This is a genomic window from Cohnella massiliensis (assembly GCF_900169535.1).
GTDB classification, from domain to species: Bacteria; Bacillota; Bacilli; order Paenibacillales; family Paenibacillaceae; genus Cohnella; species Cohnella algarum.
In genome coordinates, this window is sequence record NZ_LT821259.1 from 1,258,667 (window position 1) to 1,284,927 (window position 26,261).

The following is a 26,261-nucleotide window of genomic DNA, read 5'->3' on the forward strand; positions in this document are numbered from 1 at the left end:
AACGGGACAAGCCATGCGTTTGTCCTCTTCCCCTTCCGGTAGGAGGTTTTCGCTTCCGTGTACACCGAAGATACGCTTTCGAACAAAATCAAATCCTTTCTGACCTTTGGCTTTATCCCGCTTCTCATATTCGCGCTCGTCATGGCCGTTCCGTTTTTCGTCGGCGTATACATGACGTTCACCGATTCGGCGGGCGGGACGATCACGGCGGACTTCAGCGGCTTTGCTAATTATGCCGCGGCGTTTAACGATCCGCTGTTTTGGGATTCAATGCTTCTTACGCTCAAATACGTGTTCTTCAGCCTCGTTCTGACGAACGTGCTCGCGTTCCTTCTGGCGCTGCTCGTGACCAGCGGAATGAAGGGACAAAACTTTTTCCGGCTCGGATTTTTTACGCCCAATCTGATCGGAGGCATCATTCTCGGTTTCGTTTGGCAGTTCGTCTTCTCCCGCGTCATGGTTTATTTCGGGAAGGAGCTCGATATCGGCCTGCTGTCCAGCTCCTGGCTCGGCGACCCGCAAAAAGCGCTCTGGGCGCTGATCATCGTTGGAGTCTGGCAAAATGCCGGCTACATGATGCTGATATACATCGCGGGCATCCAGGGCGTCGACAAGTCGCTGCTCGAAGCCGCTTCGCTGGACGGCGCCTCCTGGTGGGGCCAGCTGCTCCGGGTCAAAATCCCGCTCATGGCTTCGGCGTTTACGATCAGCCTGTTTTTGACGCTGCAGCGCAGCTTCATGGTTTACGACACGAACCTTTCGCTGACGAGCGGCGGTCCGTACCGTTCCACGGAAATGATCGCCATGCATGTTTATAACGAAGCCTTTAAATTTCAGCATTTCGGCGTCGGGCAGGCGAAAGCGATCGTCCTTTTCGTCATCGTCGCCGCCATTGCGCTGCTTCAGGTGGGCGCGATGAAACGATTGGAGGTCGAATCGTGATGCGCCTCCTGAAAACGATCCGGAGCCTGACGACCTTTTTGCTTGTCCTGGCGCTTTTCGTCCTGTTTATTTTTCCGTTTGCGCTTATCCTGATCAACTCGTTCAAAACCCGGCTCAAAGTCGTAAGCGATCCGCTCTCGCTGCCGGCCGAGTTCAACTTCGACAATTACGCCAGCGCGATCCGGAAGATGGACTTCTTCCACGCTCTCGGCAATTCACTGCTCGTGACCGTCGTGTCGGTCGCGCTGATCATTTTGACGGCGGCGATGCTCGCCTATTATCTCGTCCGGTGGAAATCGAAATTCAGCTCTGGCGTGCTCATGGCGCTGGTTGCGTCCATGATCGTTCCGTTCCAGTCGCTAATGATCCCGTTCGTCACGATTTACGGGGAGCTGGGCCTGCTGAACAGCAAATGGATGCTTTGCTTTTACTATGCCGGGTTCGGCATTCCGCTGGCCACGTTCATGTATCACGGATTCATCAAAGGGATTCCGAAGGATCTCGAACTGGCGGCGTTCGTCGACGGGGCTACCCGCATCCAGGTGTTCGTGCGCGTCGTCTTCCCGATCCTGGCGCCGATAACGACGACGCTCGCGATTTTGGACGTGCTGTGGATCTGGAACGACTTCCTGCTGCCTTCGCTCGTCCTGCTTTCCGACGCGAACCGGACCCTGCCGTTGTCCACGTTCTATTTCTTCGGCAAATATACGTCCAACTACAGCGAAGCGATGGCCGCTCTCGTTCTGTCGATCATCCCGATCATTCTTTTTTATCTGGCCATGCAGCGGCACATCATCAAAGGCGTCATGGACGGAGCAGTAAAATAAGGCAAGAGGTGTGGCAAAATGACCGATCAGCATCAGGAACGGATAGCGGCGGCCGAACGGTCGCTGCGGACCGTTCGAGACCGGGCGGCGTCGGATCCGTGGCGCCCCCGATACCACGTGGCGCCGCCCGCCTTTTGGATGAACGACCCCAACGGCTTCTGTTTTTACCGCGGGGAATATCATTTGTTTTATCAGCATCATCCTTACTCTCCGATTTGGGACAATATGCACTGGGGGCACGTCGCCAGCGCCGATCTCGTCCATTGGCGCCGCCTTCCGATCGCGCTCGCGCCCGGGGACGATTACGACCGCGACGGCTGTTTTTCGGGAAGCGCGATCGAGAAGGACGGCAAGCTCCATCTTCTCTATACGGGCAATGTTTGGACCGGGGACGACCGGGATGCGGATTTGAAGCAGGTGCAGTGCCTGGCGGTCAGCGAGGACGGCGTTCGTTTCGAAAAATGGAAGGAAAATCCCGTCATCTCGGAGGCGCCGGAGGGCGACATTCACCCGTTTCATTTCCGGGACCCGAAGGTATGGCGGCATGGCGGCGCGTACTACGCCGTGCTCGGTTCCCGCACGAAGGACCACAAGGGGCAAGCGCTGCTCTACCGCTCGGAGGATTTGAAAAGCTGGCGTTTCATAAGCGTGATGGCGGGAGGCCGGGAGGGAAACGGCTACATGTGGGAATGCCCCGACCTGTTCTCTCTGGACGGAAGGGACGTGCTCGTTCTTTCGCCGCAGGGGATGAAGCCGGACGGGGATAAATATTTGAACCTGCATCAGGCCGGCTATCTGGAAGGGCGTCTCGACTACGAAACCGGAAAGTTCGAGCACGGCGAGTTTGCGATGCTCGACTACGGGTTCGATTTTTACGCGCCGCAGACGCTTCTCGACGGGAAGGGCCGCCGAATCATGATCGCCTGGATGGCGATGTGGGAAAGCGAGATGCCGGAACAGCGGAGGCAATGGGCGGGGGCCATGACGCTTCCCCGCGAGCTTCGTTACGAGCGCGGGCGGCTGCTTACGGTTCCTGTTCCCGAGCTGTCCGCCCTGCGTTCTTCTCCTACTGTCCGCGAGAGGGTGACGGTCGAGGGCGAAACCGAGCTGCCCGGCATTTCGGGCGACTGCTTCGAGCTGGAACTGCTGCTGGACGTCGGGCAGACGAAAAGCGCGGGAGTCAAGCTTCGCGTCGACCCGGCGGCCGGAGAAGAGACGGTCGTTCTCTACGATCGCGAAAGCGGGAAGCTGCTGCTGGACCGCGAGCGCTCCGGCCAAGGACCGGGCGGCGTCCGGCGCGCTCCGGTGATGGTCGGGGCGGACGGTTTGCTCCGCCTGAGAGTGTTCGTCGACCGTTCTTCGGTCGAGGTGTTCGCCCAGGACGGGGAAATCGCGATGACCGCGCGAATCTATCCGGGCGCGGGAGCGACGGGCGTCCGCTTCGTGGGGGACGGACCGCTGCGAATCGTTTCCCTCCGGAAATGGGAACTGGCCCGGAGCTTGAACCGGGCGGGCGAAGAAACCGCCTGAACGAACGTCGGATAACGAAGGCGAAACGGGAGGAAAAGAACGGATGGAAACCGGACCGGCCTGGTGGAAAGAGAGCATTGTCTATCAAATATATCCGCGAAGCTTCCAAGATTCGAACGGGGACGGCATCGGCGATCTGCAAGGCGTCATTTCGAGGCTGGACTATCTTCGCGATCTCGGCATCGACGTCATCTGGATTTGTCCCGTGTACGATTCTCCGAACGACGACAACGGCTACGATATTCGGGATTATCATCGCATTCTGGACGAATTCGGCACCTTGGAGGATATGGACGAACTGCTGGGACAGGCGGCCGCTCGCGGCATCCGCATCGTCATGGATCTTGTGGCCAACCATACCTCGGATGAGCATGCCTGGTTCGTCGAATCGCGCAGCTCCAGAGACAATCCGAAACGGGACTGGTACATTTGGAAACCTCCCGGGGCGGACGGCAAGGCGCCGACGAACTGGGAGTCCAACTTCGGCGGCTCGGCATGGGAGTATGACGAGGCGACCGGCGAGTACTATTTCCACGCTTTTTCGCGAAAGCAGCCCGATTTGAACTGGGAAAACCCCGAGGTGCGCCAGGCGGTATACCGGATGATGGAATGGTGGATGGACCGCGGCGTCGCCGGATTCCGGGTGGATGCGATCACGTTTATCAAAAAAAACCAGCGATTTCCGCAGCTTCCCGCGGAAGAAGGACGGGAGCTGGCCTCGCTGAACGGGGGGAGCCTCAACCAGCCCGGCATTCTCGATTTTTTGCGGGAGATGAAGCGGGAGGTGCTGGAGCCCCGAAATGCGGTAACCGTGGCCGAAGCGCCGGGCGTGCCGCTCTCGCAGGTGCCGGATTATTTGGACGAACGGGACGGCGTGTTTTCGATGCTGTTTCAGTTCGATCACGTCGACCTCGACATGAAGCCGGGGCCGAAGGCGGTTTATCATCCCTGGCGGCTGACCGACTTCAAGCGGGCTTTGGCCGGCTGGCAGCGGGAAACGGAAAAGTACGGCTGGATGGCGCTGTATCTGGAAAACCACGATCACGTTCGCTCCGTCAGCAAATTCGGCGACGACGGGGAGTATCGGACCGAATCGGCGCAAATGCTCGCGGCGTATTATTTTTTGATGCGGGGGACGCCGTTTATTTATCAGGGGCAGGAGCTGGGCATGACGAATTGCCCGATGGACGGCATCGGCGACTACGACGATATTATGAGCCTGCGCTTGTATCGGGAAGGGCTTGAGTCGGGCCGTTCCGAAGAGGAGATGCTGGCTTATCTCGCGAAACGGAGCCGGGATCACGGCCGAACCCCGATGCAATGGAGCGGGGGAAAAAATGCCGGGTTTACGGCCGGCAAGCCGTGGCTCAGGATCAACCCCAACTATCCGGAAATCAACGCGGAGCGCCAGGAGCGCGAGGAGGATTCGGTACTGTGGTTTTACAAGCGGTTGATCCGCTTGCGCAGGGAGAACCGGGCGCTCGTGTACGGCGATTTCTGCGAATTGTACGCGGATTCCGAGCAAATCGGCGGCTACGTTCGCAGCCTCGGCGGCGAGAAGTGGACCGTCCTGTGCAACTTCACCAGAGAGCCGGTGCCGGCGCGGATGCCCGAGAACGGGCGGCTTGCGCTGAGCAATGTCAAGTCGAGAACGCACGGCTTCCTGGCTCCGTACGAAGCCTCGATTTTCCGGGAGACGGGGAACGGGGACGAAACGATATAAAAATTACGCTAGGCCGGGCTGCGCCCCGTCATGATGTTCATGACAGGGGCGCAGCTCTTTTTCCGCGTGCCGTAAGCCTAAAGCTGCGTTCAGTTGAGTGGATTTGCTCCGTCTTGCCCCGCCATATGACTAAAGGCGCAGAACTTGAGCTTTAGTTTTTAAGAGTTTGTTAAGCGGAAGTAGGTATATTGAATGTGACTTGGCGAAACGTCCGCTTTTAGCGCGGCCATCGGAAGGGGAAATCGAATGAGCGATCAGTATATTGGCGAAATCCGCATGTTTTCAGGCAATTATGCTCCCCAAGGGTGGGCGTTTTGCAATGGCCAGTCATTGTCAATCAACGGGAATGACACGTTATATTCCGTGATCGGCACTAAAGGGGGATTCGCATGAAACCGCCGACAACCGGGATTTCTAGTGGAGGGTTTAAGTTGAAGAAAATGTTCCGTAAATGGATGGCCTGCACGTTGATCGCATTGATCTGCATATTCGGCGTTTTGCCGCAGTTTCTTTCGGTCTCAAGGGCTGCGGACACCGATTTCAGCGGAACTTTAAGCACGGACCACACGTTTATCAGGCCGAAAATGCCGGGTGATGTCAGTTATGAAAACGGCGAATCCGAAGTCATCTATTTTAAAGCTTTCAGCGCCACATGGATGTTTGATGAAGATTCGAATACATGGAGCGATGGAACGATCGTAGAGCCTAATCAGCCCTCCGACCCTTCCTATGAAAGAAACTATTTCGTTCAAAGCATTGTTCCGTCGATTTCCGGCCTTTACGACATTGGAGTGATTTCCGCGGACCTTCCATCGAGTATCCCCCCGGATACCACGCTGTTTCTTTATAAAGACGAATTTATTGAATCAAGTCCGCAGAGCAACTTAATTGCGGGAAACGACGACATTGATTCTGAAGCTCAAAACTATCTTTCCAAAATCGTTCAAATTCAGCTCGAGCAAGGAACCAGATATGACATCGTCATGACCAGCTTTGATGTCGGCGTTACCGGGAGCGTGACGTTCAGGGTAAGCGGCGATGGGACCGTTTCCTATAGCGATCCTTTGAACACTCCTCCCATGTTGAAAAAAAACGATGTGCAGGAAACAACCGCTTCTTTTGAATGGACAACGGTAAAGGGCGCGACGGAGGTGGCCCTTCAGCAGTCTCCCGCCGGACAGGATGCTTGGACGGCTTCGAGTACTACAGTACCGATCGCGCCGGATGATACGGCAGCTACCGTTACAGGTTTAACTTCGGGATCTGATTACGATTTTCGCTTGCAAGTGACAGGCGGCAGCAATGCGGGTTATTCAAACGTGGTATCGTTGACTACGGAAGTCGCGGAAAGTCCGGCGAAGGCGATCGCGTCGTTCGCGTTCAACGGGTTGACGCCTGCGGTCGTCGGAACGGTGGACGAAGCAAATCATGAGATCGAGCTGACGGTGCCGTACGGAACGGACCTGACGAATTTGGTGCCAACGATCTCGCACACGGGTGCGAGCGTGTCGCCGAATACGGGCGTTGCTCAGGATTTTACGAGTCCGGTGACGTACACGGTCACGGCGGAAGATGGTACGCAGCAGGCGTACACGGTCACAGTATCGGTGGGGCAGAACCCGGCGAAGGCGATCGCGTCGTTCGCGTTCAACGGGTTGACGCCTGCGGTCGTCGGAACGGTGGACGAAGCAAATCATGAGATCGAGCTGACGGTGCCGTACGGAACGGATGTCACCTCGTTGGTGCCGACCATCTCGCACACGGGTGCGAGCGTGTCGCCGAATACGGGCGTTGCGCAGGACTTTACGAGTCCGGTGACGTACACGGTGACGGCGGCGGACGGCACGCAGCAGGCGTACGCGGTGACGGTAGCGGTGGGTCTGAACCCGGCGAAGGCGATCGCGTCGTTCGCGTTCAACGAGTTGACGCCTGCGGTCGTCGGAACGGTGGACGAAGCAAATCATGAGATCGAGCTGACGGTGCCGTACGGAACGGACCTGACGAATTTGGTGCCGACGATCGCGCACACGGGAGCGAGCGTGTCGCCAAAATCAGGCATCGCTCAGGATTTTACCAATCCAGTGACGTACACGGTGACGGCGGCGGACGGCACGCAGTAGGCGTACGCGGTGACGGTAGCGGTGGGTCTGAACCCGGCGAAGGCGATCGCGTCGTTCGCGTTCAACGAGTTGACGCCTGCGGTCGTCGGAACGGTGGACGAAGCAAATCATGAGATCGAGCTGACGGTGCCGTACGGAACGGACCTGACGAATTTGGTGCCGACGATCGCGCACACGGGAGCGAGCGTGTCGCCAAAATCAGGCATCGCTCAGGATTTTACCAATCCAGTGACGTACACGGTGACGGCGGCGGACGGCACGCACCAGGCGTATACGGTTAGGGTATTGAAATCCCCCCAAGTACCGGCTGTAACCAGCGTAACGGTAAGTCCGACTGACGCAGTCATTGCGCAAGGAGGAAGCGAACAACTGACGGCGGCGGTAACCGTAGTGGGCGGAGCAGCTCAAACGGTAATGTGGACGAGCAGCGACTCTCGCGGAAAAGTGTCGGTTGACAGTACGGGTAAAGTTTCGGTCGTTCCGGATGCTGTGCCAGGGAAGTACGCCATTACCGCAACATCAACGTTTGACGGCAGTAAGTTTGGCACGGCAACGATTACGGTAACGGCTACGCCCACGTATTTAATCGCCGCGATTCCCGATCAATCGGCGACGCCGTTAACGGAAGGATATGCAGCCGGGGCCCAGGAGACGAAGACGATCAGCATCATTAACACGGGCACGGGAGACTTGACGAATCTGTCGGCGACGATAAGCGGCAGCGGCGCAAACTCCTTTGAACTTACGCAGCCGGCGGCAACGCTGAACAGCGGCGATCCGGCGACAAGCTTTAACGTAAAAGCCAAAAACGGATTGACTGCCGGAACATATACGGCTGCTATCACCATAACGGCGGACAAAATGACGGACGTGACGTTTACGGTAACGCAAACGGTCAATCGGCCGAACGCGCCCGCAAACCCGCAAAATCTAGCGGCTAGAGGGGAAGACCGAAAAGTCGCCTTGACCTGGCAAGCCGTGGAAAGCGCATCTTTCTACAACGTCTATATGGGGACGACTTCAGGGCAATACGGCAGCGAACCGGTCGCGACGGTTAACGAGGCCTATGCCAACGTTCCGGATTTGGAAAACGGCACGACCTACTATTTTGTCGTTAAAGCCGTCAATAGGGGAGGGTTGAGTGCGCCGTCCCGCGAAGCGAACGCGACGCCCATGACTGTTCCGTCCGCTCCGACGAACGTTGAAGCGATGGCAGGCAGCGAACAAGCAACCGTTACGTTTACGGTTCCGAGCGACGATGGAGGCACCCCGATTACCGGATTCGAGGTCACGGCGTTTCCGGGCGGAATCACGGCAGTAGGGACCGGAAGCCCCATTATCGTCACCGGATTGACGAATGGCCTGCCTTACACCTTTACGGTAAGGGCATTGAACGCTGCAGGCAGCGGCGAAGAATCGGCCGCTTCCCCGTCCGTCACGCCGTGGACGCCGTCCGCTGGCGTCGCGGACATGCCTTCAACAGGTACAAGCGATACTTCCGATTCAAATGTCGAGATTCTCGTAAACGGCAAAATCGAAAACGCGGGCAGAGCGACGACAACGACGGTCAATAATCGAACCGTCACGACGATCACGGTCGATCCGGAAAAACTGGAGGAGAAGCTTGCATCGGAAGGAAATGGCGCGATCGTCACCATTCCGGTAAAATCCGATTTCGATACGGTGATCGGGGAGATTAACGGTCAGATGATCAAAAATATGGAGCGCAGGCAAGCGGTGCTCGTCATCAAGACCGATAACGCAGCTTACACGCTGCCCGCGCAGCTCCTCGAGATCGACCGGATTTCCGAACAGCTCGGACAAGCCATAGAACTTCAGGAAATCAAAATTCAAATTCATATTGCCGTGCCGGCGGCAACTACGGTAAGCATCGTTCAGAATGCGGAAGTACGAGACGGATTCGCCATCGTCGTTCCGCCGTTGGAATTTATCGTTACAGCGACGCTCAACGGACAAACGGTCGACGTCAGCCGTTTCAATGCTTACGTTGAACGGACCGTCACGGTTCCACCAGGTACCGATCCGAGCAGAATTACGACCGGCATCGTTATCGAATCGGATGGGACCGTTCGTCATGTGCCCACCAAGGTTGAAGAGCAGGACGGGAAGTATGTCGCGGTAATCAACAGTCTGACCAACAGTACGTATGCAGTCGTCTGGAATCCGGTCGAATTTGCGGATGTTGCCGACCACTGGGCAAAGAGAGCCGTAAACGACATGGGCTCGAGAATGGTTGTTGGCGGTAACGGAAGCGGCTCTTTCAATCCGGACCACAACGTAACGCGCGCGGAGTTCGCCGCCATGATGGTTCGGGCTTTGGGACTGAAGATAGAGGCTGGCGAATCGGGTTTTGCCGATGTGAACAATACGGAGTGGTATAACGGGGCCGTGAAAACCGCCTATGCCTACAGGCTGATTAACGGTTACGGAGACGGTCTGTTCCATCCGGAGGATGAAATTACCCGCGAGCAGGCAATGGCAATCATGGCCAAGGCCATGATGCTAACCGGGTTAAAAGCGAAGCTGCCGCCGCAAGAAGCGGACGCGTTGCTGCAACCGTTCGCCGATACCGAGGACGTATCCGTTTGGGCAAAGCCGGATGCGGCGGATGTCCTGCAAGCCGAAATCGTCACCGGCAAAAACGGAACGAAGCTCGCTCCTCAGGATCGCTTAACGCGGGCTGAGGCGGCGGTCATGTTCCAAAGGCTCCTGCAAAGATCGGAGCTGATTTAGCCCTTGGAGGATGATCCGTTTTTATTCGAAGTATATACGCGGATACGAGAAGTTCGGAGGTTTCAGCCTGGGGATGGCGGCCGGTCTTCGAAACAACGGGGGAATTTCCGCCGTATCTCGCCATGAAGTGGAGTCCTCCGGCAAACTGAATTCGAGTACGAAAATTCATTAAAGCCCTGCGTTTCGGTTATGCCGAAACCGGGGCTTTGATTTTAGGATGCGCGCAGAAACATCGCCTTGTGCACGTTGATCGAGCGGGACTCCGTGGCCCCTTGCTTCGAGGTTGATTCGCTTAACCCGTGCGCAGCCCATTGCCGGGCAAGACCGGCAATGTGTCGGCAGCCTCGGTCCAAGAACCGGAAACCTTCCGGAGCAAGCTTGAAGCAGATGACGGATTATCGCAAGCTAAGCTATATTTAACGACAGATGAAGGGTTGAACCTTGGCATTTGCATAAATGTCGTATGCTAAAGCTGCAAGTTAACTTCGCAGGGAGAGAACTCCCGAAAGGAGAACCGTCTTTATGGCCGAGAGCAGACCGACCCCTTTTGCCATCCCCATCCTTCCGTGCCGATCCATCGACGAGCAGCTGGACTTTTACCGCGCGTTGGGCTTTGAGATCACGTATCGGCAAACGAGGCCGAATGCGTATGCTTGCGTCTCCTGCAGAGGTATAGTGCTGCACTTTTTTACGATCAAAGGGTTTAATCCTTCCGAATCTTACGGCATGTGCTACATCCGCGTGCCGGATGTCGATGACGTCTATCGCGAGATGGCGGGCAACCTGAAAAAAACGTACGGAAAACTCCTCTCCAAAGGCATCCCGAGAATAACGAAATTGAATACGCTGGCCGCGGACCGCAGGTTCAACCTTGTCGATCCCGGCGGCAACCACCTGATGATCGGACAAACGCTCGAAGTCCCGGACGCTTCCCCATCGAGCGGCTTGCAAAGCGAACCGGACTCGCAGCTGGCAAGAGCTTTCGAAACCGCTTATTCGTTGGCGTACGCGAAACTCGACGCCGCGGCTTCCGCGAAAGTGCTGGACGCCGCGCTTGCGAAGGCCGAACCCGCAGCATCCGCCGCCCTTCGCTTCAAGGCGCTCGTGCTCCGGGCCGACGCGGCGGTCTCCATGGACGACTATACGCTTGCGGGCAAACTGTTGTCGAAAGCGCGGCAGCTCGCTCTCGGCGACGAGGAGCGCCAGGCTGCCGCAGAGGCGCTGGAGCGGGCGAAAGAGCTGGAGCAGACGATCTCCGGTTAGTGAACGGCGCTTCTTTCGACGCGACGGCGGCAATTGACAACGCATGGCGGCTGTGCTAGATTGGGCTCATATTTAGTATTTTGAATACTATTCAATATATTAAGTTCATCACGCATTCCGAATACTTACTTGGCAAGGAGCGGCCGAATATGCAATTGCGGAGTCAACAGTGGTTTCAACACGACTCGTTCGAAACGAGGTTCCAGCACGCTTCCGCGATGCGCGCTTGCGGGCACGATCCGGAATCTTACGAGGGCAAGCCGATCATCGGCATTTTTAATTCCTGGAACGATTTGAACAGCTGCAACGCCCCTCACAAGGAACTGGTCGAATTCGTGAAGAAAGGCGTGCTGATGGCGGGGGGCTACCCCGTCGAAATGCATACGATCACCGCCTCGGCCGATTTCAATAAACCGTCCGACCTGCCGCTGCGCAATCTGATGTCGATGGACGTGGAAGAGATGATCCGTTCGCTGCCGCTCGACGGAATCGTGCTGCTGTGCGAATGCGACAAGACGACGCCGGCGCAGCTGATGGCAGCCGCGAGCTGCGACCTTCCGACGCTGCAGCTCGCGGCCGGCCACCGGTCGACGGCTTATTTCAAAGGGAAAGCCGTCAACTACGGAACGGATTTATGGAAGTATACGGAGATGCACAAAGCCGGGTTGCTGTCGGACGAGGACATGAAGGAGCTGGAGAAGGGCATTTCCTGCTCGTTTGGCGGCTGCCCGGTCATGGGAACCGCCTCCACGATGAAAAGCGTCTCGGAAATGATGGGCATGATGCTCCCCGGGACGTCGGACATCCCGGCCACCGACTCGAGACGAAGAATCGCGGCCGAGCGAACGGGCGCCCGGATCGTAGACATGGTCAAGGAAGGGCTGACCCCTTCCAGGCTGATGACGGAAGCGGCGTTCCGCAACGCGATCAAGCTGCTCGCCGCGCTCGGGGGATCGTCCAACGCGGTACTGCATTTGACGGCGATCGCCGGCCGGCTCGGAATCCGGATCGACCTGCAGCAATATCAGGAGCTGTCGGAGAGCGTTCCGCTCCTCGTGAACCTGCAGCCGAGCGGCGAATACGGCATGGACGAATACTTCCGCGCGGGGGGGCTGTCGGGAGTCGTCCATGAACTGATGCCGGCGCTCGACGGCGATTGCCTGACCGCGCTCGGCAAGCCGCTGAAAGAGGTATACACGCGCAAGCCGGAAAGCCCGCGCATCATCGCGACGTTGGACAAGCCTTTCAAGAAGGAGTCCGGCATCCGCGTGCTGAAAGGCAATCTGGCGCCGGCCGGGGCGATTTTGAAGCTGTCGGCCAGCTCGCGGGAGCTGTGGAAGCATCGGGGCAAAGCATACGTGTTCGACAGCTACGAGCAGCTGCTGCGGGAGATCGAGAGCGACGACCTGGATGTCGAGGCGTCGACCGTGCTCATTTTGCGAAATTGCGGACCTGCGGCGCTCGGCATGCCGGAGTGGGGGGAAATTCCGATTCCGACCAAGCTTCTCAAGCAAGGCGTCGAGGATATGGTCCGGATCAGCGACGCCAGAATGAGCGGCACGAGCTACGGCACGGTCATTTTGCACGCTTCGCCCGAGGCGGCCGTCGGCGGCAATTTGGCCATCGTGCGAAACGGGGATCTCGTCGAGGTCGACGTCGAGCGGGGCGTGCTCAACGTGCTGCTGTCCGAAGAGACGATCGCCGAGCGGCACCGGGAGCTTCCGCCGTTCAAGGCGAGACATCCGAGGGGCTATCTGAAGCTGTTTACCGATCACGTGCTGCAGGCCGACGAAGGCTGCGACCTCGATTTCCTTCGTCCGGCGACGAAGCAGGACGCTCGGTTCGTGCCTCCGATCGTGGGAAGAAGTTGAATCCGGGACTTCGATTTTAAAACATGGAATATCGTTCAGCATATGGAATCGAAAGCGAATTTTCATTCGAAAAGGCAGGGACCCGATAGCATGGTCAGCTTAATGAATTACGCGCAAACGGAACATGTGGTGCGGGACACGCTGGAGCTCGTGCGCATCCCGAGCGCAACCGGAAATACGAAAGCGATGGCGGACCGGTACGGGGAGATGCTCCGCCAGGCGGGCTGCGAGCTGACGCGGTACGAGTTTTATCCCGGCAATCCGACTCTCGTGGCCGCCTATGAAACGCCCGCCTATGCCGAAGCGGCTGCTTCCGGCCGTCACGCGGAACGGGCCAAAACCGTTCTGTTCAGCGGACATATGGATGTCGTCCCCCTCGGGCACGACGGGCCGGCCAAGATCGAAAGCGGCAGGGTATACGGTCGCGGCACGTGCGACATGAAGGGCTCGCTGGCCAGCATTCTCGAGGTCGTCCGGGTCGTTCGCGAGCATGGATCGCATCTGCCGGTCAAACTGTTGATCGTCGCAAGCAGCTTGCACGAAAGCCCGGGGGGACGGGGAGAGGATTTGATCGCCCTGACCGAGCGGGTCCCGCTCGAGGCGGACGCCGGCATCGTCATGGAAACGGCCACGAAGGAATGCACGGTCGCCCAGCTCGGCTCCGCGACGTTTCGGATCGAGGTCCGGCGCGAAGGGGAGACGAGCCATCAGCTGTATACCCCTGCGGGAACCCCGCATCCGATGACCGCCGCCGCCGAAATCGTTCTGGCGCTCGACGCGAAGAACAAGGAACTGGAACGGGTTTATTTTGAAGATATCGGCTGCGGCTCTTACTTTATCGGCTCCGTGCAAAGCGGGAAATTTTATAATCAGTTTCCGACGACGGCGGAACTGGTCGGCGTAAGGCGGTACGGACCGGAGGAAAATCTGGAGGCTGTCGAAGCCGAATTTCGCGCGCTGCTGGCCCCGATCGCGGAGCGGAACGGCATCCGGATCGGACTGGAGCTCGAGAAGGTGAGGGACGGTTACCGGATCGACAAGCAAAGCCCGGCGGTGGCCGCGATGGTGGAGGCCATCGGCAGCGTGCGCGGCATCGACGTTCCGCTCGTCGGCAAAAAGACGGTGACGGACGCCGGCATTTTCGCGAGGGCGCTCGGGATTCCGGTCATTTGCCACGGCCCGGACGCGTCGACCGCCCACGGGGACGTCGAGTACGTCGAAATCGAGGAGCTTGCGCTTGCGACGCAGGTCTATATCCAATTTATCGAACGATTCGTCGCTCGGTAAGCGAGGGGCGCGAACATGGCCAAAGAAAATAAACCTTATTCCGTTCCGGCGATCGAAAAGGCAATCGCGATCCTGAACGGGATCGCGGCGAACGGAAAGATGGGCATCCCCGACATTCATGCGGAGCTCGGCATTCCGAAATCGACCGCGTTCGTCATTTTGAACACGCTCGAGAAGCATTCGCTCGTCGAGAAGCTGGACGACGGCAAATACGCGCTCGGTCACGGGGTTTTGTCCTGGGGAATGAATTATTACCGGCAAAGCGACATCAAGCAGGTCGCCCGGCCGCATTTGGACAAGCTTGTCGAGGGAACGCCGTATACCGCCCATTTGGCCGTTTTGGTCAGCCGTCAGCCCGTTTACATCGACAAGAGCGAAGGCAGCGGCTTCGTCCGGTTCGCGACGATGGCGGGACAAGCGCTGCCGCTGCATTCGTCCGGCGTGGGCAAGGCGCTCGCCTTCGGCATGTCGGAAACGGAACTCGCCCAGGCGATCGCCGCCATTCCGGATTTGCCGGAGGCCGAGCGCGCGCGAACGGCCGAAAGCCTGGCGGAGGATATCCGGTTCATTCGGGAGCACGGATATTCGATCGAGGACGAGCAGATGGAGGAGGGCATCCGCTGCATCGGAGCGCCGGTTTACGGGCCTTCCGGTTCGGTCGTCGCTTCCGTCAGCTTGACGGCGCTGAGCAAGGATTTGCCCGCCATCAAGTTCCAGTCGGTCGGCGAACGGGTGAGAGAAACGGCGATGCGGATTTCGGCCGAGATGGGCTTTGCGCAAAAATGAGGAGGAGCCGCCGGCTCGTTTTCATTCGTTCAGGTCTGTGCCGGGCGAATGAAAACGCGCTTTTTCGCTTTTTGCTTCGCGACGGTCGGTATAGATGGCAACGCCGACCGTCAGGGCGCAGACGGCGACGTTCCGGCCGATAGGTCGTGAGTCGGAAGGTTTTTAAAAGAACGGAACCAAGCGAACTTGTCCGTTTTTTTCAATTCGAACAGCCTTAAACAGGCGATAATGGCAATAATCCGAATTTACCAAGGAGGCAAAACGAAGCCATGAAACCTCGCATTTCCGTCCTTACCTTGGGAGTAGACGACCTGGAAAAATCGCTGGCGTTTTATCGCGACGGATTGGGCCTGCCGACGGAAGGCATCGTGGGCCGGGAGTTCGAGCATGGAGCGGTTGCGTTTTTCGACTTGCAGGCGGGCGTGAAGCTCGCGATCTGGAGCCGCAAGGATCTCGCCCACGAAACGAATCTTCCTCTCGCTCCGCGCAGCTCCACCGAATTTACGATCGGCCACAACGTGAGCAGCAAGGAAGAAGTGGACGCGATCATGGAGCAGGCAAGACGAGCGGGAGCCGAAATCGTGGCGCCTGCCCAGGACGCGTTCTGGGGCGGCTATTCCGGTCATTTTATGGATCCCGACGGGCATTTGTGGGAAATCGTCTGGAACCCGGCTTGGGAGATCGAAGACTGAAAACAGACTGAAAATCGGCGGCCGGTCCGGTTTCCGGGCCGGACCCTTCCTGGCAGGTCATGGAGAGCATGGCGCATACGTTGGCTTATGACGGAACGGTCATGGGCGACACCCAGCAGGGCCGGCCCTTTACCGACCGTTGGCATGCGGAGATTCCGGCCATCGTCGTTGTCGGCGAAAATAGCGAGCCGTTTTTCCGCGATGCGGCAAGGACCTTAAGCGAGCTGCTTGCGAGCGGCGAATACGGCACGCTGCCCGGCCAGGACCATTCGGCCGTCATGACGGCGCCGGGCGAGCTTGCCGGCAAAATGGCCGATTTTTTCAACGCCCGGCATAATCGCAATCGGTAAGAAACGCGTCTCTCCCCGGAATGGTATACTGCATAAAAAACTTTCCTTTCCGACGGAGGAGACGCGATGACACGCAAAATCCAAACGATTGCCCCGAATCTGTGGTTCGCTCATCAGGCGGAGGAAGCGGCAACGTTTTATACGTCGATATTCAAGAATTCCGGCATCGATAACGTCACCCGATACGGCCAAGAAAGGCATGAGACCGACGGGATTTCGGAAGGGCAAGTCATGACCGTGGATTTCAGGCTGGACGGCCAGCATTTCGTTGCCTTAAACGGAGGCCGCGAATTTGCCTTTACGGAGGCCATCTCCTTTATCGTCCATTGCGAATCGCAGGAAGAGATCGATTATTACTGGGACAAGCTGTCCGAAGGCGGAGACGAGAAAGCCCAAGTATGCGGCTGGCTGAAGGACAAGTTCGGGGTGTCCTGGCAAATCGTGCCCGCCAACCTGACCGAGCTGGTCGGCGGTCCCGATGCCGCGGCGACGAATCGGGTCATGAAGGCGATGCTTCAAATGAAAAAGCTGGACATGGAGGCGCTTCGTCAGGCCTACGAAGGGTAAGCGCAAGCGTCCTGTTTACGTTTTTCGCGATTCGGTTAACTTCCTCTTACGGCAAGGCTCGTCCGTATTTCCGAACCGGATGGAAGAGGAGCGTGGTTTACGATGTTCGGGATGATCCTCGTCAAGCTGCTGATCGGCTTCGTCGGCTTGTGGCTCATTACGTTCGTCATCGGCAGAAAGCAACTGGGCCAGGTGACGCCGCTCGATTTTTTCACGTCCATTCTGCTTGGCGAGCTTGTCGGCAGCACGATTTACGACGACAAGGTCAAGCTCGCGCATCTGCTGTTCGCGCTGGCCGTATGGGCGCTGCTTTCGTTCAGCATCGAAAAGCTGTCGATCCGTTTCACGCAAATGCGGCGGCTGGCGGAGGGGCGAACGGTGCTCCTCATCGACCGGGGAGAAGTCAACCTGAAGCTGCTCCGTGCGTGCAAGCATTTCAACCAGCTGATGTCGATGCTGCGCGAAAACGGCATCTTTCGGCTGGACGAGGCCGAATACGCGCTTTACGAGCCAAACGGGAAAATCAGCGTCGTTCCGAAATCGGAGGGGGCTCCGGCGATCCCGGTCATCGAAGCGGGAAACATCCTGAAGGAAGCGTTCCGGGGGAAAGCGATTTCCGAGGACGGCATTCGGGAGTTGGCCAAAAGTCGCGGTTATGCCGATATTCGCGATATTGCGTACGCGGAGTATGTGGAGCAAGAGAATAAGCTCGTCATTGTCGGGAAAAAACGATCGAAGAAACGGGACCGTTCCGCGGGCTAAGTTCGAACAGCCGCGCGAGGCGGTTTCCGGCATTTCCGGCGCCAATTGCAGCTCGACCGGCAATCTATGCGCGTCCGCAGCGCCGAATTCCACCCATGTAGCGCGACGGGTGCACTACATTCGCATATTCGGCCCCGGGCTCGCCCCATGTAGCGCACCGGGTGCACTGCATTCGCGCCGCATGCGCCCGCCCCCCCGCCGTTCGCCAATGCGAATTACGCTTCGACGTGCTCCGGCGCTCCGGCCTTGCGTCCGACCGGTTCCGCCTTGTACGTTTCTCCCCATTTCTTCATGAGCAAAATAATCGGAACGAGCGTCCGCCCGAATTCCGTCAAGGAATATTCGACCTTAGGCGGAACCTGCTTGTACACCTCGCGATGAACGATGCCGTCCTCTTCCAATTCCCGCAACTGCAGCGTCAGCATCCGCTGGGTGATGGCCGGACATATTTTGCGAAGTTCGCTGAACCTTTTGGCCCCTTCGATGAGATGATACAGCAGCACGCCCTTCCATTTTCCCCCGATGACGTCGAGCGTATATTCCACCGGACAGCCCTCCTCGTTCGGACAAATTCCGTAACCGCTTTTCCGATCGCGCATGAGAAAACCCTCCTAGTCATCCAATGGTATACAAATAGATACAATACAACACGAATGTACGTACTTCTCATTCTAGAACTTCTTCTTTAGAATGACAACAGAAACCAAGACATCCGACGAAGGAGTGGATAACATGACCACGATGAAAGCGGTAGGCCTGTATAACTATCTTCCGATCGAGCATCCCGAAAGCCTGATCGACCTCGAGCTTGCGAAGCCCGTTCCGACCGGAAGGGATCTGCTGGTCAAAGTGAAGGCCGTTTCGGTCAATCCGGTCGATACGAAGGTCAGGGCGCCCAAGAACAGAACGGAATCTTCGCCCAAAGTGCTGGGCTGGGACGTGGCGGGAGTGGTCGAGCAAACGGGGCCGGAATGCGTCTTGTTTCAACCGGGCGACGAAGTCTACTATGTGGGAAGCATTACGCGCCCGGGCGGCAACAGCGAATTTCATCTCGTCGACGAGCGGATTGTCGGAAGGAAGCCCTCGTCGCTGGATTTCGCCGAGGCGGCGGCGCTGCCGCTGACGGCCATCACCGCTTGGGAAGGGCTGTTCGAGCGGCTCGGCATTTCCCGGAGCAAGGAAGACAATGCCGGCAAGGCGATTTTAATCATCGGCGCCGCGGGCGGCGTGGGCTCCATTGCCGTTCAGCTCGCGAAAGTTGCCGGACTGACCGTCGTCGGAACGGCTTCGCGCCCGGAGTCGGCGGATTGGGCGGCCGTGCTGGGTGCGGACCATATCATCAATCATTACGAAGGCTTCGTCCCCCAACTGCAGGCGATCGGGCGGCAAACCGTCGACTATATTTTCTGCCTGAACGCTACGGAGAAGCATTGGCGGAACATGGCGGAAGCGATCGCGCCGCAAGGCAAAATCTGCTCCATCGTGGAGACGAAGGAGACGTTGGATTTGACGCTGCTTAAAGATAAGAGCGCATCCTTTGCATGGGAATTCATGTTCACGCGTCCGAAATACGGGACGGAGGATATGGTCGAGCAGCACCGGCTGTTGAACGAGGTCGCCCGGCTGGCGGATGCGGGAGCGCTTCGCACGACGATGACGGAGAGGCTGACGCCGATCGGCGCGGATCAGTTGCGCAAGGCTCATGCCAAAGTGGAGTCGGGCCGGACGATCGGCAAAATCGTGCTGGAGCATTTCGGGTAAAAATCGGATCGATCTGTCCATGGCTCTTCGGAGGCGGTCATGCTAGGATAAAGTAAACGAACGAGAGGAGGATCGCGATGCCGCATTCGATCGTGATTCGGGATGTGCTGGAATGGTTGACGGCGGATGTCGGCCCGATCGATCCGACCGTGGACAAGCTCGATCCGGGAGATCCGGACGCGGCCGTCAAGGGAATCGTCACCGCATTCGCCGCGACCTGGCATGTCGTGGAGAGGGCGATCGCCTTGGGCGCCAATTTGATCGTCTCCCATGAGGGAATCTTTTTCAGCCATCGCGGCAAAGAGGAATGGCTTAAGCACGACCCGGTTTATCGGGAAAAAGCGAAGCTGCTGCAGGACGCGGGCATCGCCGTTTTTCGCTATCACGACTACGCGCACCGCCGCCAGCCCGACGGCATTACGGAAGGCTTGATCGAGGCGCTCGGCTGGCAGGCATACGTGGAAAAGCAGCTGCCGGCCGCCGCGATTTTGGAGATTCCGCCGATGCACGCGCAGGAAGCCGCGGAATACGCGAAAACAAGGCTGGGCATTCCGTACGTGCGCGTTGCCGGAGACCTCGCGGCCTTGTGCAAGCGAGTGGGGGTGCTCGTCGGCTACCGGGGCGGAGGCGCGACGGCGATCCCGTTATTCGAGAACGAACGGCTGGATCTGATCGTGGCCGGGGAAGGTCCGGAATGGGAAACGCCGGAATACGTCAGAGACGCGGCGCGGCAAGGACGCGGCAAAGCGCTCGTCATGCTGGGCCACGCGGAAAGCGAAGCGCCCGGCATGAAAGCTTTGGCCGGCCGGCTCGCGGCTGCGTTCCCGGAGCTTCCCGTTCATTTTGTCGAGGATCTCCCCGTATTCCGGATCATTTGATGCCGGCCGCTTTGGCACCGAGCCGCTTCGCCCGATCCAGCCATTTGCGCCTCAATTCCTCGGTCGACGGCTTGACCGGACTCAGCTCGGTGACGCGCACGGGCGAAATTCCGCAAAACTGCAAAATGTTGCGCTTCATAACCTGAATGCCCGCCCGCCTGTAGATCCACCGATTGTACCAGATCGGAGTGTCCATCGTAACGATGAGATGGGCGGACTTTCCGGTCAAAAGCTTATCCCACAGCAGAGAATCCTTCCGGTATTTGAAAGCGAAGCCCGGCAAAAAAACGCGATCGATAAACCCCTTCAAAACGGCGGGCATCGCCCCCCACCATGTCGGATAGACGAATACGAGGTGGTCGGCCCAGCGAATCCATTTTTGCGCTTCGATCAGTTCTTCCTCCAGCTCCGTTCTTTGCCGATACCCGAAACGCAAATTCGGATCGAAGCGGATTCGGCTCAAATCGATTTTCCGCACCTCGGCTCCGCTGCCGGAGGCCCCTTCCATATAGGCATCGGACAAGGCCGAGCAGAAGCTTTGCGGATCGGGATGTCCGGCGACGACGACAATTTTTGTTTTCATTTGCGCGTTCCTCCTCATGTTTCCCCATTGAATCTTTTGATACAATCATCATAAGGCGCTGGCGAGGCCCGGATAAATGATCGGCAGCGCAAAAAAAGCTGCGATTTCGCGCAAGGAGGAACCGAGGATGACAAACCGGGGAGTCGCCGTTTCCATGCTCTACCCGATTATGAAATCGATCGCGCGCAGGGGATCCGATACGGACCGTTTTTGCGAATACGCATCGATCGACCCCGCGATGTTGCAAGACGCGGAGGCGCGCATCGCGGGAGAGGAGCTGGAGCGCATCGTTCGGGCGGCCGCGGAGTATACGCGGGACGAGTTTTTCGGCTTGCGCCAGGGGCAGATGATGGAGTTTGCGGACATGGGCATTCTCGGCTACGTGATGATGCACTCCCGCACGGTAGCCGACGCACTCGCCGCTTACCGGCGGTATAACGACATCCTTTGCAGCGGGTTTAACCTGATCTGCGAGACGCGCGGGGAAGACGCCTATATCCGGCCGGTCCTGCAATACCCGGGAACCTTTTCCCGTCATTGCGTCGAGGATATGGCGAGTTCGGTCTATCAACTGATCGGAAAATTAAGCAACGTGAACGTCCCGCTGCTGGAAGTCCGGTTCGCGCATGAGGCGCCGGCGGATATCGGACCGTACAGGGAGGCGTTCGGGATCGATCCCGTTTTCGCCGCGGAAGATGACGTGTTGCGCTTGAAAAAAGAGTTGCTGAACGTGCCGGTGCTGTATTCCGATTCCCGTCTGCTCTCCATTTTCGAAAGCCTGGCGCAGGAAACAAGCGGCGACTTGGCCCGCATGAGCCGATTTTCGGAGCAGGTCGCGCGCCGGATAAAAAAAAGCTTGCCCTTTTCGTTGCCGACTTTGCAGGATACGGCCGAATTTTTCGGCACGAGCGCAAGAACGCTGCAAAACCGGTTAAAAGAAGAAAACACGACCTTTCAGGAATTATCCGTTCGGGTACGGAAGGAGCTGGCCGAAGGCTATTTGCGACAAGGCGGGCTTTCCGTCGGCGATATCGCTTACGCGCTGCACTTTTCGGAGCCGAGCGCATTTCAAAACGCCTTCAAAAAGTGGACGGGATTGACGCCCGGGCAATACCGCGCAAACGTTCGCAAGTCGGGAGGAAATCCGGAAAAGCCGGTCTATCACGGGCTGCCGCGGCAAGTTGTACGGTGAACAATTTGACGAAAAGCGTCGAATTTGGTTACGATAGGTACGCTCGCATAGCGAACGGAAGCTTCCGTCAAGGAGGATGAAACGGATGAGCATGAAAGCCGACCGAATCAAAAAAACGAAGGCGCCGCAAGCGCCGGCGGGGCTCGAGGGCAGACTGCCGCCGGGCCAAGTGCTGACCGAGCGGTTTCCGATCCTTCACGAAGGCGAAGTGCCGGTTTACGATCTGGAGCGGTGGGATTTGCGCATATTCGGGGAAGTCGCGGAGGCGCGTTCGTTTACCTTCGAGGAGATTCTCGCGCTGCCGAAAACCCGGGTCGTCGCCGATATCCACTGCGTGACCCGCTGGTCCAAGTTCGATACCGAATGGGAAGGCGTGCGATTCCGCGATTTGCTCCGCTTGGCGGACGTCAAGCCGGAAGCGAAGTATGTCATGATTCACGGGGACAACGACTACGAGACGAATTTGCCGCTGGAAGATCTGCTGGGCGACGAAGTGCTGCTCGCCTACCATTTCGACGGCAAACCGCTGACGGACAAGCACGGCTGGCCGCTGCGCCTCGTCGTACCGCACCTGTATTTCTGGAAAAGCGCCAAATGGATTCGCGGCATCGAGTTCATGAAGGAGGACCGCCCGGGCTTCTGGGAACGCAACGGCTTCCACAACTACGCCGATCCGTTCCGGGAGCAGCGTTTCTCCGGCGAGGATCTGGGCATACCGGAAGACGAGTGGGTCGGGAAGGATTTCGATTGATGCGGAAAAAGCGGCTCGGGCAGCGTCTCCCGGGCCGCTAAAATCAAAAGATCCTATCCGCGGGGCAGGGGATTAATTTCGTCCGACGCGTAGCCGAACAACCGCATGCCCTCGCGGCAAGTTTCCGCAATAACCGCGATATCCTTCCCGGATCGCTCGGCGCGGGTGCTGTTCAGATTGACGCCGAGCACGCTTTCGAGCGCCGCGACCGGAACGTCCGCAAGCTCGGACAGCAGCCGGAGCGTGCGCTCCTCGCGGCCCGCAATGTCCTCGTAGCGAACGAGATGGATGCCGCGCGCGGGATCGCAAAGCGAGGCGTATTCCAGCGCCCGGGCGTTCCACGTTTCCCCGAACCGGCGGGCGTCGTCCGACCAATAGGAGGTTTCGCTTTTCCATACGTCAGCCGGATGCCGGACGAGAAGCACGACGACCGCGTTCGGAAAGCACGCCTTCAGCAGCTCGATTTCGGCTTTCCCGTATCGGACTTCCTTGAAGCCGATGCGATCGTGCTTCATGCCCCGGTCGTCATACAGCGTCTTGAGGCACGCCCTGAGCGCCGCGACGACCGCCTCGTCCACGGCGCGTTCGTCCGGCGACATGTTGGCGATCCAGGTGTTCGGATTTTCGCCGCTGGCGAAATAAGCCTCCCTTTCCGCCTTGCCGTGAACCGAAAAATGCTTCGCCAGGACGCCGATTTTGACGAATTCGCTGACGATGCCCCCGTGCTCCCCCCAAATCAAGGTGGCGGGGCGGGCATTGAACAAACGCTGGACTAACGTGGATCCGGTTCGAAAAGCGATCGCGGATACGATGACGTCCATTCCCATTCCCCCTTCGCATTCAAAACGCCGTCGACCGGGCGGCCGATATCGTCCCGAATCTCCTTTAACGCCAAAATCAGGTCCGGTTTCGAATGCACGGCCGTACTCCAATTCATCCACTGCAGGCGGCCGAACGAAAGCAAGGCCGCCGGCGCGACGGTTTTAAGCCGCAAATAAACGAGATGCCCCCTGCTCAAAAGCGAAACGATCGTCGCTCCCAGCTTCCCGTTGCCGGCCGGAACATCGTTCAGGTAGATTTCGATTTGACGCGCTTTTCCGGCGCTACTCCCGGGTTTTCGAGAGCTCGCCTCGACCATCGGGCGGATGATGTCGGACCACTTGCTTTCCCAGCGCCGCTTGGAAAAAACGCTCGCAACCTCGGCTGCGCGCCGTTTCAGCACGGCCATCTTGACGGGGGCGTTCAGCAGCTCCTCGATCGCCGCGACGAGAGCTTCGGTATTCGGCTCGATCAGCAGCCCGTTATAGTCGTGGATGACCAGGTCGGGCAGTCCGCCGATGCGCGTCGCGATGACCGCGTTGCCGCACGCCATCGCCTCCAGGCAAGAAAGGCTCGTGCCTTCGCTGAACAGCGTCGGAATCAGCGCGATGTCGGCCTGCCGGTAGGCGCTTGCCATCTCCTCGAGCGGCAATGAATAAAGCCGGATCCGGTTTCCCCATTTGCGGATTTTTTCCTCCACGTGAACCGTGTCGGCCGCGTCCCCGTTGCCGACGAAATGGAAGTCGACGGACGGGTACTTTTCCAGAATTCGATCGACCGCATCCAGCGTCATATACAAGCCGCGCGGTTTGTACAGCCGCCGCGGGTACAAGATGACCGTGCGGTCGCGGGGTTCGAGAAAGCCTTTCCGAGGCGAGAACGCTTCGGCGTCGACGTAGTTCGGAATGACTTTGATTTTCCGGCCCAGCTCGTAATCGATCGTTTGAAACCAGTTGGCCGAATTGGTGTCGACGGAGACAAGCTCGCCGCAGATCCGGGCACCTTCGATGAAGCGCCGGTTAATTTCCCAGAACGCGCTGCCGTCTTTGTACTTCGCAGCAGGATTATCCCAGCAGACGCCGTGAATGATGCCGATGCTGGGCGTAGCCGTTCCGTGCGGCCAGGAGTTGAAATAAGCGGAATAGACGGCCAGAAGGGCGCGTTCGGCGGTTTGCTCCCGAAACAGCCGGTTGAACATTTTAACGGAGGAAAAGGTGAATTCCCTCGCGTGCTGGCCTCCTCTGGACAACGACACGACATCGATATCGCGAATCCGCCGCACCCAAGGATAATTTCCGTATTGGTAAATGACGAAGCCGAGACCCATTCGCTCGCACAATCGGCCCAGGTCGATCAAATACCGCTCAGCGCCGCCGGAATAAAACCGTTCCCCCTCGAAATCGAGAAACGTCGTCGCCATGACCGCCACTTTTCCCGCCGGATCGTAGTTGGCATAGGCTTTCCAGGCGTTCGCCGCCGCCGTCAATCGTTCTTCCACCTTCTCGAGACGCTTCGCCCACGTCTGTTCCCGGGCGAAGCGAACGGCTTCCGTTTTCGCCAGGCGGGCGGTTTCCTCCTTCAGGCAGTGGTCGAGCTCGGCCAAAAAAGCGTTCGCTCCGCTCGCGATGCGCATCCATGGGGAAGCGTAAGGGGTCATTTCCGCGATCGGGGCGGATACGACCGGCAGTCCCAAAGCGGCATATTCGAAAAATTTGACGGGCGACACGCGGTCGGTCACCTCGTTCACGAGGAAAGGGATGACGGCGGCGTGGAAATAACGGGCGTAATGCCTGATTTGCTTGTACATTTTGAAGCCCATCAGATGAATATTGCTTTGCGCGAGCTTTCCGGGATCGATCCCGATTTTGCCGATCAGGACAAACTGCCAGTCGGGCCGTTTTTGCGCCAGCTTGGCGACCAGCTTCGCGTCGAACCACGGTTCGATCGCGCCGAAATACCCGATGATCGGGGAGCCCGATGCCAGAATCGGTTTCAAATCGTCCGGGGCTTCGGCCGGAATGTCCGCGAAATCTTCAAGCCGCGCCGCGTTCGGCAAGTAAAGGGCATCCGCCCTGCTTTCCGCGTAGGAAAGGAGCTTGCGCGCGGAATAAGTCACGACGTCGGCTCTTTGCAGCAATTCCCGGTGCTTTTGCAGCATGCCTTCGTCATATTGGGAGAAAAACGTCAAATCGTCCAGGATGTCGTACCAGACGGTTCGATGGGGAAACAGCTCGCCCAGCGCCATTTGCATGATCCACGTGCACAGAACGATGACCGATTGGCTTCGGAGAGCGGAAAGCAGCTCGGCTTCCCCCCGGCGCAGCACATACAGATTCGGCTCGATTTGACGCGCTTCGAAAGGTTCCTTGGAGCTTTCGCAGAAAAAGCAGAGATACCCCCTGGCGGCCATTTCCCGGAGCAAATGCTGCGGCCGTTGCTGCGGTTCCCAATCGACGGCTTCCGGGTAAACGACGATCGCCTTGTATGTGTTTTCCCCCAATATTTTCATCAGCGTCAGCGCCGTCGTCTCCGGCGGTCTCGCAAGCAACGTCCTGTAATAGTGTTGACGGCTTAAATAATTTGTCGCAAAATCCGTTCGTTCAGCGGTCAACTTCGCAACCTCCCCATCGGCTCCGGCATTTTTCGCGCGCGCGAGTCTGCTTCAGTTTATGTGAACAGGCGTTTTCCCATATGGTCGTTTGTCCACGGCGGCAGCCAATTGTGCGCTTGCGGATGGGTTGTTTCCTCATCTTCGGATAGACGAGTTGCCATCGTACAATCATCCACATAACCTGCTACGGAA

At 58.1% G+C, this 26,261-nt stretch carries 22 protein-coding genes and 1 pseudogene; 19 read left to right on the forward strand and 4 right to left on the reverse strand.

The features are described from left to right. The first annotated feature begins 57 nt into the window (after positions 1 to 57). The 15 genes and pseudogenes from B7E11_RS19560 to B7E11_RS19630 all read left to right on the forward strand — a co-directional run bounded on the left by B7E11_RS19560 (position 58) and on the right by B7E11_RS19630 (position 17,474). Positions 58 to 942 carry a carbohydrate ABC transporter permease gene (locus tag B7E11_RS19560; RefSeq protein WP_080837757.1) on the forward strand — a complete coding sequence of 295 codons (885 nt, stop codon included), beginning with the start codon at positions 58 to 60 and terminating at the stop codon, positions 940 to 942. After that, a complete protein-coding gene (locus B7E11_RS19565; protein ID WP_080837761.1) occupies positions 942 to 1,769 on the forward strand; it encodes a carbohydrate ABC transporter permease in 828 nt (275 codons plus the stop codon). The genes B7E11_RS19560 and B7E11_RS19565 overlap by 1 nt, the downstream gene beginning before the upstream one ends. A gap of 18 nt (positions 1,770 to 1,787) precedes the next feature. Then, positions 1,788 to 3,299 (forward strand): glycoside hydrolase family 32 protein, encoded by a 1,512-nt coding sequence (locus B7E11_RS19570; RefSeq protein ID WP_080837764.1) that lies wholly within the window; start codon positions 1,788 to 1,790, stop codon positions 3,297 to 3,299. A gap of 43 nt (positions 3,300 to 3,342) precedes the next feature. Continuing rightward, positions 3,343 to 5,022, forward strand: a complete 1,680-nt coding sequence (locus B7E11_RS19575; RefSeq protein ID WP_080837767.1) for a glycoside hydrolase family 13 protein — start codon at positions 3,343 to 3,345, stop codon at positions 5,020 to 5,022. A 246-nt stretch (positions 5,023 to 5,268) separates the two neighbouring features. After that, positions 5,269 to 5,406: pseudogene (locus tag B7E11_RS19580) on the forward strand (phage tail protein); the annotation flags it as partial. A 56-nt stretch (positions 5,407 to 5,462) separates the two neighbouring features. Next, complete coding sequence (locus B7E11_RS19585) at positions 5,463 to 7,142, forward strand: DUF5018 domain-containing protein (protein ID WP_245809858.1); 1,680 nt, start codon at positions 5,463 to 5,465, stop codon at positions 7,140 to 7,142. Positions 7,143 to 7,151: 9 nt separating this feature from the next. Next, positions 7,152 to 9,896 (forward strand): S-layer homology domain-containing protein, encoded by a 2,745-nt coding sequence (locus B7E11_RS19590; protein ID WP_080837776.1) that lies wholly within the window; start codon positions 7,152 to 7,154, stop codon positions 9,894 to 9,896. A gap of 522 nt (positions 9,897 to 10,418) precedes the next feature. Further along, positions 10,419 to 11,159, forward strand: a complete 741-nt coding sequence (locus B7E11_RS19595) for a bleomycin resistance protein (RefSeq protein ID WP_080837779.1) — start codon at positions 10,419 to 10,421, stop codon at positions 11,157 to 11,159. A gap of 149 nt (positions 11,160 to 11,308) precedes the next feature. Then, positions 11,309 to 13,030, forward strand: a complete 1,722-nt coding sequence (locus tag B7E11_RS19600) for a dihydroxy-acid dehydratase (protein ID WP_080837782.1) — start codon at positions 11,309 to 11,311, stop codon at positions 13,028 to 13,030. Positions 13,031 to 13,120: 90 nt separating this feature from the next. Beyond that, entirely contained in the window at positions 13,121 to 14,317 is a 1,197-nt protein-coding gene (locus B7E11_RS19605; protein ID WP_176220826.1) for a M20 family metallopeptidase, read from the forward strand. 15 nt (positions 14,318 to 14,332) lie between these two features. Next, positions 14,333 to 15,103, forward strand: coding sequence for an IclR family transcriptional regulator (locus B7E11_RS19610; protein WP_080837787.1), 771 nt, complete (start codon positions 14,333 to 14,335; stop codon positions 15,101 to 15,103). 269 nt (positions 15,104 to 15,372) lie between these two features. Then, positions 15,373 to 15,795: a VOC family protein gene (locus tag B7E11_RS19615; RefSeq protein ID WP_080837790.1), complete on the forward strand. Its 423-nt coding sequence runs from the start codon at positions 15,373 to 15,375 to the stop codon at positions 15,793 to 15,795. A gap of 68 nt (positions 15,796 to 15,863) precedes the next feature. Continuing rightward, entirely contained in the window at positions 15,864 to 16,145 is a 282-nt protein-coding gene (locus B7E11_RS19620; RefSeq protein WP_080837793.1) for an alpha/beta fold hydrolase, read from the forward strand. 66 nt (positions 16,146 to 16,211) lie between these two features. Next, positions 16,212 to 16,712: a VOC family protein gene (locus B7E11_RS19625; RefSeq protein ID WP_080837796.1), complete on the forward strand. Its 501-nt coding sequence runs from the start codon at positions 16,212 to 16,214 to the stop codon at positions 16,710 to 16,712. 102 nt (positions 16,713 to 16,814) lie between these two features. Further along, positions 16,815 to 17,474, forward strand: a complete 660-nt coding sequence (locus B7E11_RS19630; RefSeq protein ID WP_080837797.1) for a DUF421 domain-containing protein — start codon at positions 16,815 to 16,817, stop codon at positions 17,472 to 17,474. Between the two features lie 215 nt (positions 17,475 to 17,689). Here the strand turns inward: B7E11_RS19630 and B7E11_RS19635 are convergent, their stop codons facing one another. Further along, positions 17,690 to 18,073, reverse strand: a complete 384-nt coding sequence (locus B7E11_RS19635) for a winged helix-turn-helix transcriptional regulator (protein ID WP_080837800.1) — start codon at positions 18,071 to 18,073, stop codon at positions 17,690 to 17,692. A 133-nt stretch (positions 18,074 to 18,206) separates the two neighbouring features. Here B7E11_RS19635 and B7E11_RS19640 point away from each other — a divergent pair, with 133 nt between their 5' ends. Both B7E11_RS19640 and B7E11_RS19645 read left to right on the forward strand, forming a co-directional pair. Beyond that, positions 18,207 to 19,235, forward strand: a complete 1,029-nt coding sequence (locus tag B7E11_RS19640; RefSeq protein ID WP_080837803.1) for a zinc-binding alcohol dehydrogenase family protein — start codon at positions 18,207 to 18,209, stop codon at positions 19,233 to 19,235. 77 nt (positions 19,236 to 19,312) lie between these two features. After that, the gene (locus B7E11_RS19645) at positions 19,313 to 20,113 is read left to right on the forward strand and encodes a Nif3-like dinuclear metal center hexameric protein (RefSeq protein ID WP_080837805.1); all 801 of its coding nucleotides are present in this window, start codon (positions 19,313 to 19,315) and stop codon (positions 20,111 to 20,113) included. Here B7E11_RS19645 and B7E11_RS19650 read toward each other — a convergent pair. Then, positions 20,106 to 20,696 carry an NAD(P)H-dependent oxidoreductase gene (locus tag B7E11_RS19650; protein ID WP_080837809.1) on the reverse strand — a complete coding sequence of 197 codons (591 nt, stop codon included), beginning with the start codon at positions 20,694 to 20,696 and terminating at the stop codon, positions 20,106 to 20,108. The genes B7E11_RS19645 and B7E11_RS19650 overlap by 8 nt on opposite strands. A 127-nt stretch (positions 20,697 to 20,823) precedes the next feature. On the opposite strand from B7E11_RS19650, the gene B7E11_RS19655 reads away from it, so the two are divergent. Continuing rightward, positions 20,824 to 21,888, forward strand: coding sequence for an AraC family transcriptional regulator (locus tag B7E11_RS19655; RefSeq protein ID WP_080840897.1), 1,065 nt, complete (start codon positions 20,824 to 20,826; stop codon positions 21,886 to 21,888). A gap of 85 nt (positions 21,889 to 21,973) precedes the next feature. Next, positions 21,974 to 22,639 (forward strand): sulfite oxidase-like oxidoreductase, encoded by a 666-nt coding sequence (locus tag B7E11_RS19660; protein WP_080837812.1) that lies wholly within the window; start codon positions 21,974 to 21,976, stop codon positions 22,637 to 22,639. Between the two features lie 53 nt (positions 22,640 to 22,692). Here B7E11_RS19660 and B7E11_RS19665 read toward each other — a convergent pair whose 3' ends face one another. Next, positions 22,693 to 23,460, reverse strand: coding sequence for a sulfotransferase (locus B7E11_RS19665; RefSeq protein ID WP_176220827.1), 768 nt, complete (start codon positions 23,458 to 23,460; stop codon positions 22,693 to 22,695). Then, positions 23,412 to 26,069 (reverse strand): glycosyltransferase, encoded by a 2,658-nt coding sequence (locus B7E11_RS19670; protein ID WP_080837818.1) that lies wholly within the window; start codon positions 26,067 to 26,069, stop codon positions 23,412 to 23,414. The genes B7E11_RS19665 and B7E11_RS19670 overlap by 49 nt, the downstream gene beginning before the upstream one ends. Positions 26,070 to 26,261 lie beyond the last annotated feature (192 nt).

Bases quoted from the DNA above. Each gene is read 5' to 3' on its own strand.
- B7E11_RS19610 (WP_080837787.1), top strand. From the start codon at position 14,333: ATGGCCAAAGAAAATAAACCTTATTCCGTTCCGGCGATCGAAAAGGCA.
- B7E11_RS19625 (WP_080837796.1), top strand. From the start codon at position 16,212: ATGACACGCAAAATCCAAACGATTGCCCCGAATCTGTGGTTCGCTCAT.
- B7E11_RS19585 (WP_245809858.1), top strand. From the start codon at position 5,463: ATGTTCCGTAAATGGATGGCCTGCACGTTGATCGCATTGATCTGCATA.
- B7E11_RS19635 (WP_080837800.1), bottom strand. From the start codon at position 18,073: ATGCGCGATCGGAAAAGCGGTTACGGAATTTGTCCGAACGAGGAGGGC.
- B7E11_RS19640 (WP_080837803.1), top strand. From the start codon at position 18,207: ATGACCACGATGAAAGCGGTAGGCCTGTATAACTATCTTCCGATCGAG.
- B7E11_RS19620 (WP_080837793.1), top strand. From the start codon at position 15,864: ATGGCGCATACGTTGGCTTATGACGGAACGGTCATGGGCGACACCCAG.
- B7E11_RS19595 (WP_080837779.1), top strand. From the start codon at position 10,419: ATGGCCGAGAGCAGACCGACCCCTTTTGCCATCCCCATCCTTCCGTGC.
- B7E11_RS19615 (WP_080837790.1), top strand. From the start codon at position 15,373: ATGAAACCTCGCATTTCCGTCCTTACCTTGGGAGTAGACGACCTGGAA.
- B7E11_RS19665 (WP_176220827.1), bottom strand. From the start codon at position 23,460: ATGGACGTCATCGTATCCGCGATCGCTTTTCGAACCGGATCCACGTTA.
- B7E11_RS19565 (WP_080837761.1), top strand. From the start codon at position 942: ATGCGCCTCCTGAAAACGATCCGGAGCCTGACGACCTTTTTGCTTGTC.
- B7E11_RS19645 (WP_080837805.1), top strand. From the start codon at position 19,313: ATGCCGCATTCGATCGTGATTCGGGATGTGCTGGAATGGTTGACGGCG.
- B7E11_RS19600 (WP_080837782.1), top strand. From the start codon at position 11,309: ATGCAATTGCGGAGTCAACAGTGGTTTCAACACGACTCGTTCGAAACG.
- B7E11_RS19570 (WP_080837764.1), top strand. From the start codon at position 1,788: ATGACCGATCAGCATCAGGAACGGATAGCGGCGGCCGAACGGTCGCTG.
- B7E11_RS19575 (WP_080837767.1), top strand. From the start codon at position 3,343: ATGGAAACCGGACCGGCCTGGTGGAAAGAGAGCATTGTCTATCAAATA.
- B7E11_RS19630 (WP_080837797.1), top strand. From the start codon at position 16,815: ATGTTCGGGATGATCCTCGTCAAGCTGCTGATCGGCTTCGTCGGCTTG.
- B7E11_RS19655 (WP_080840897.1), top strand. From the start codon at position 20,824: ATGACAAACCGGGGAGTCGCCGTTTCCATGCTCTACCCGATTATGAAA.
- B7E11_RS19650 (WP_080837809.1), bottom strand. From the start codon at position 20,696: ATGAAAACAAAAATTGTCGTCGTCGCCGGACATCCCGATCCGCAAAGC.
- B7E11_RS19660 (WP_080837812.1), top strand. From the start codon at position 21,974: ATGAGCATGAAAGCCGACCGAATCAAAAAAACGAAGGCGCCGCAAGCG.
- B7E11_RS19605 (WP_176220826.1), top strand. From the start codon at position 13,121: ATGGTCAGCTTAATGAATTACGCGCAAACGGAACATGTGGTGCGGGAC.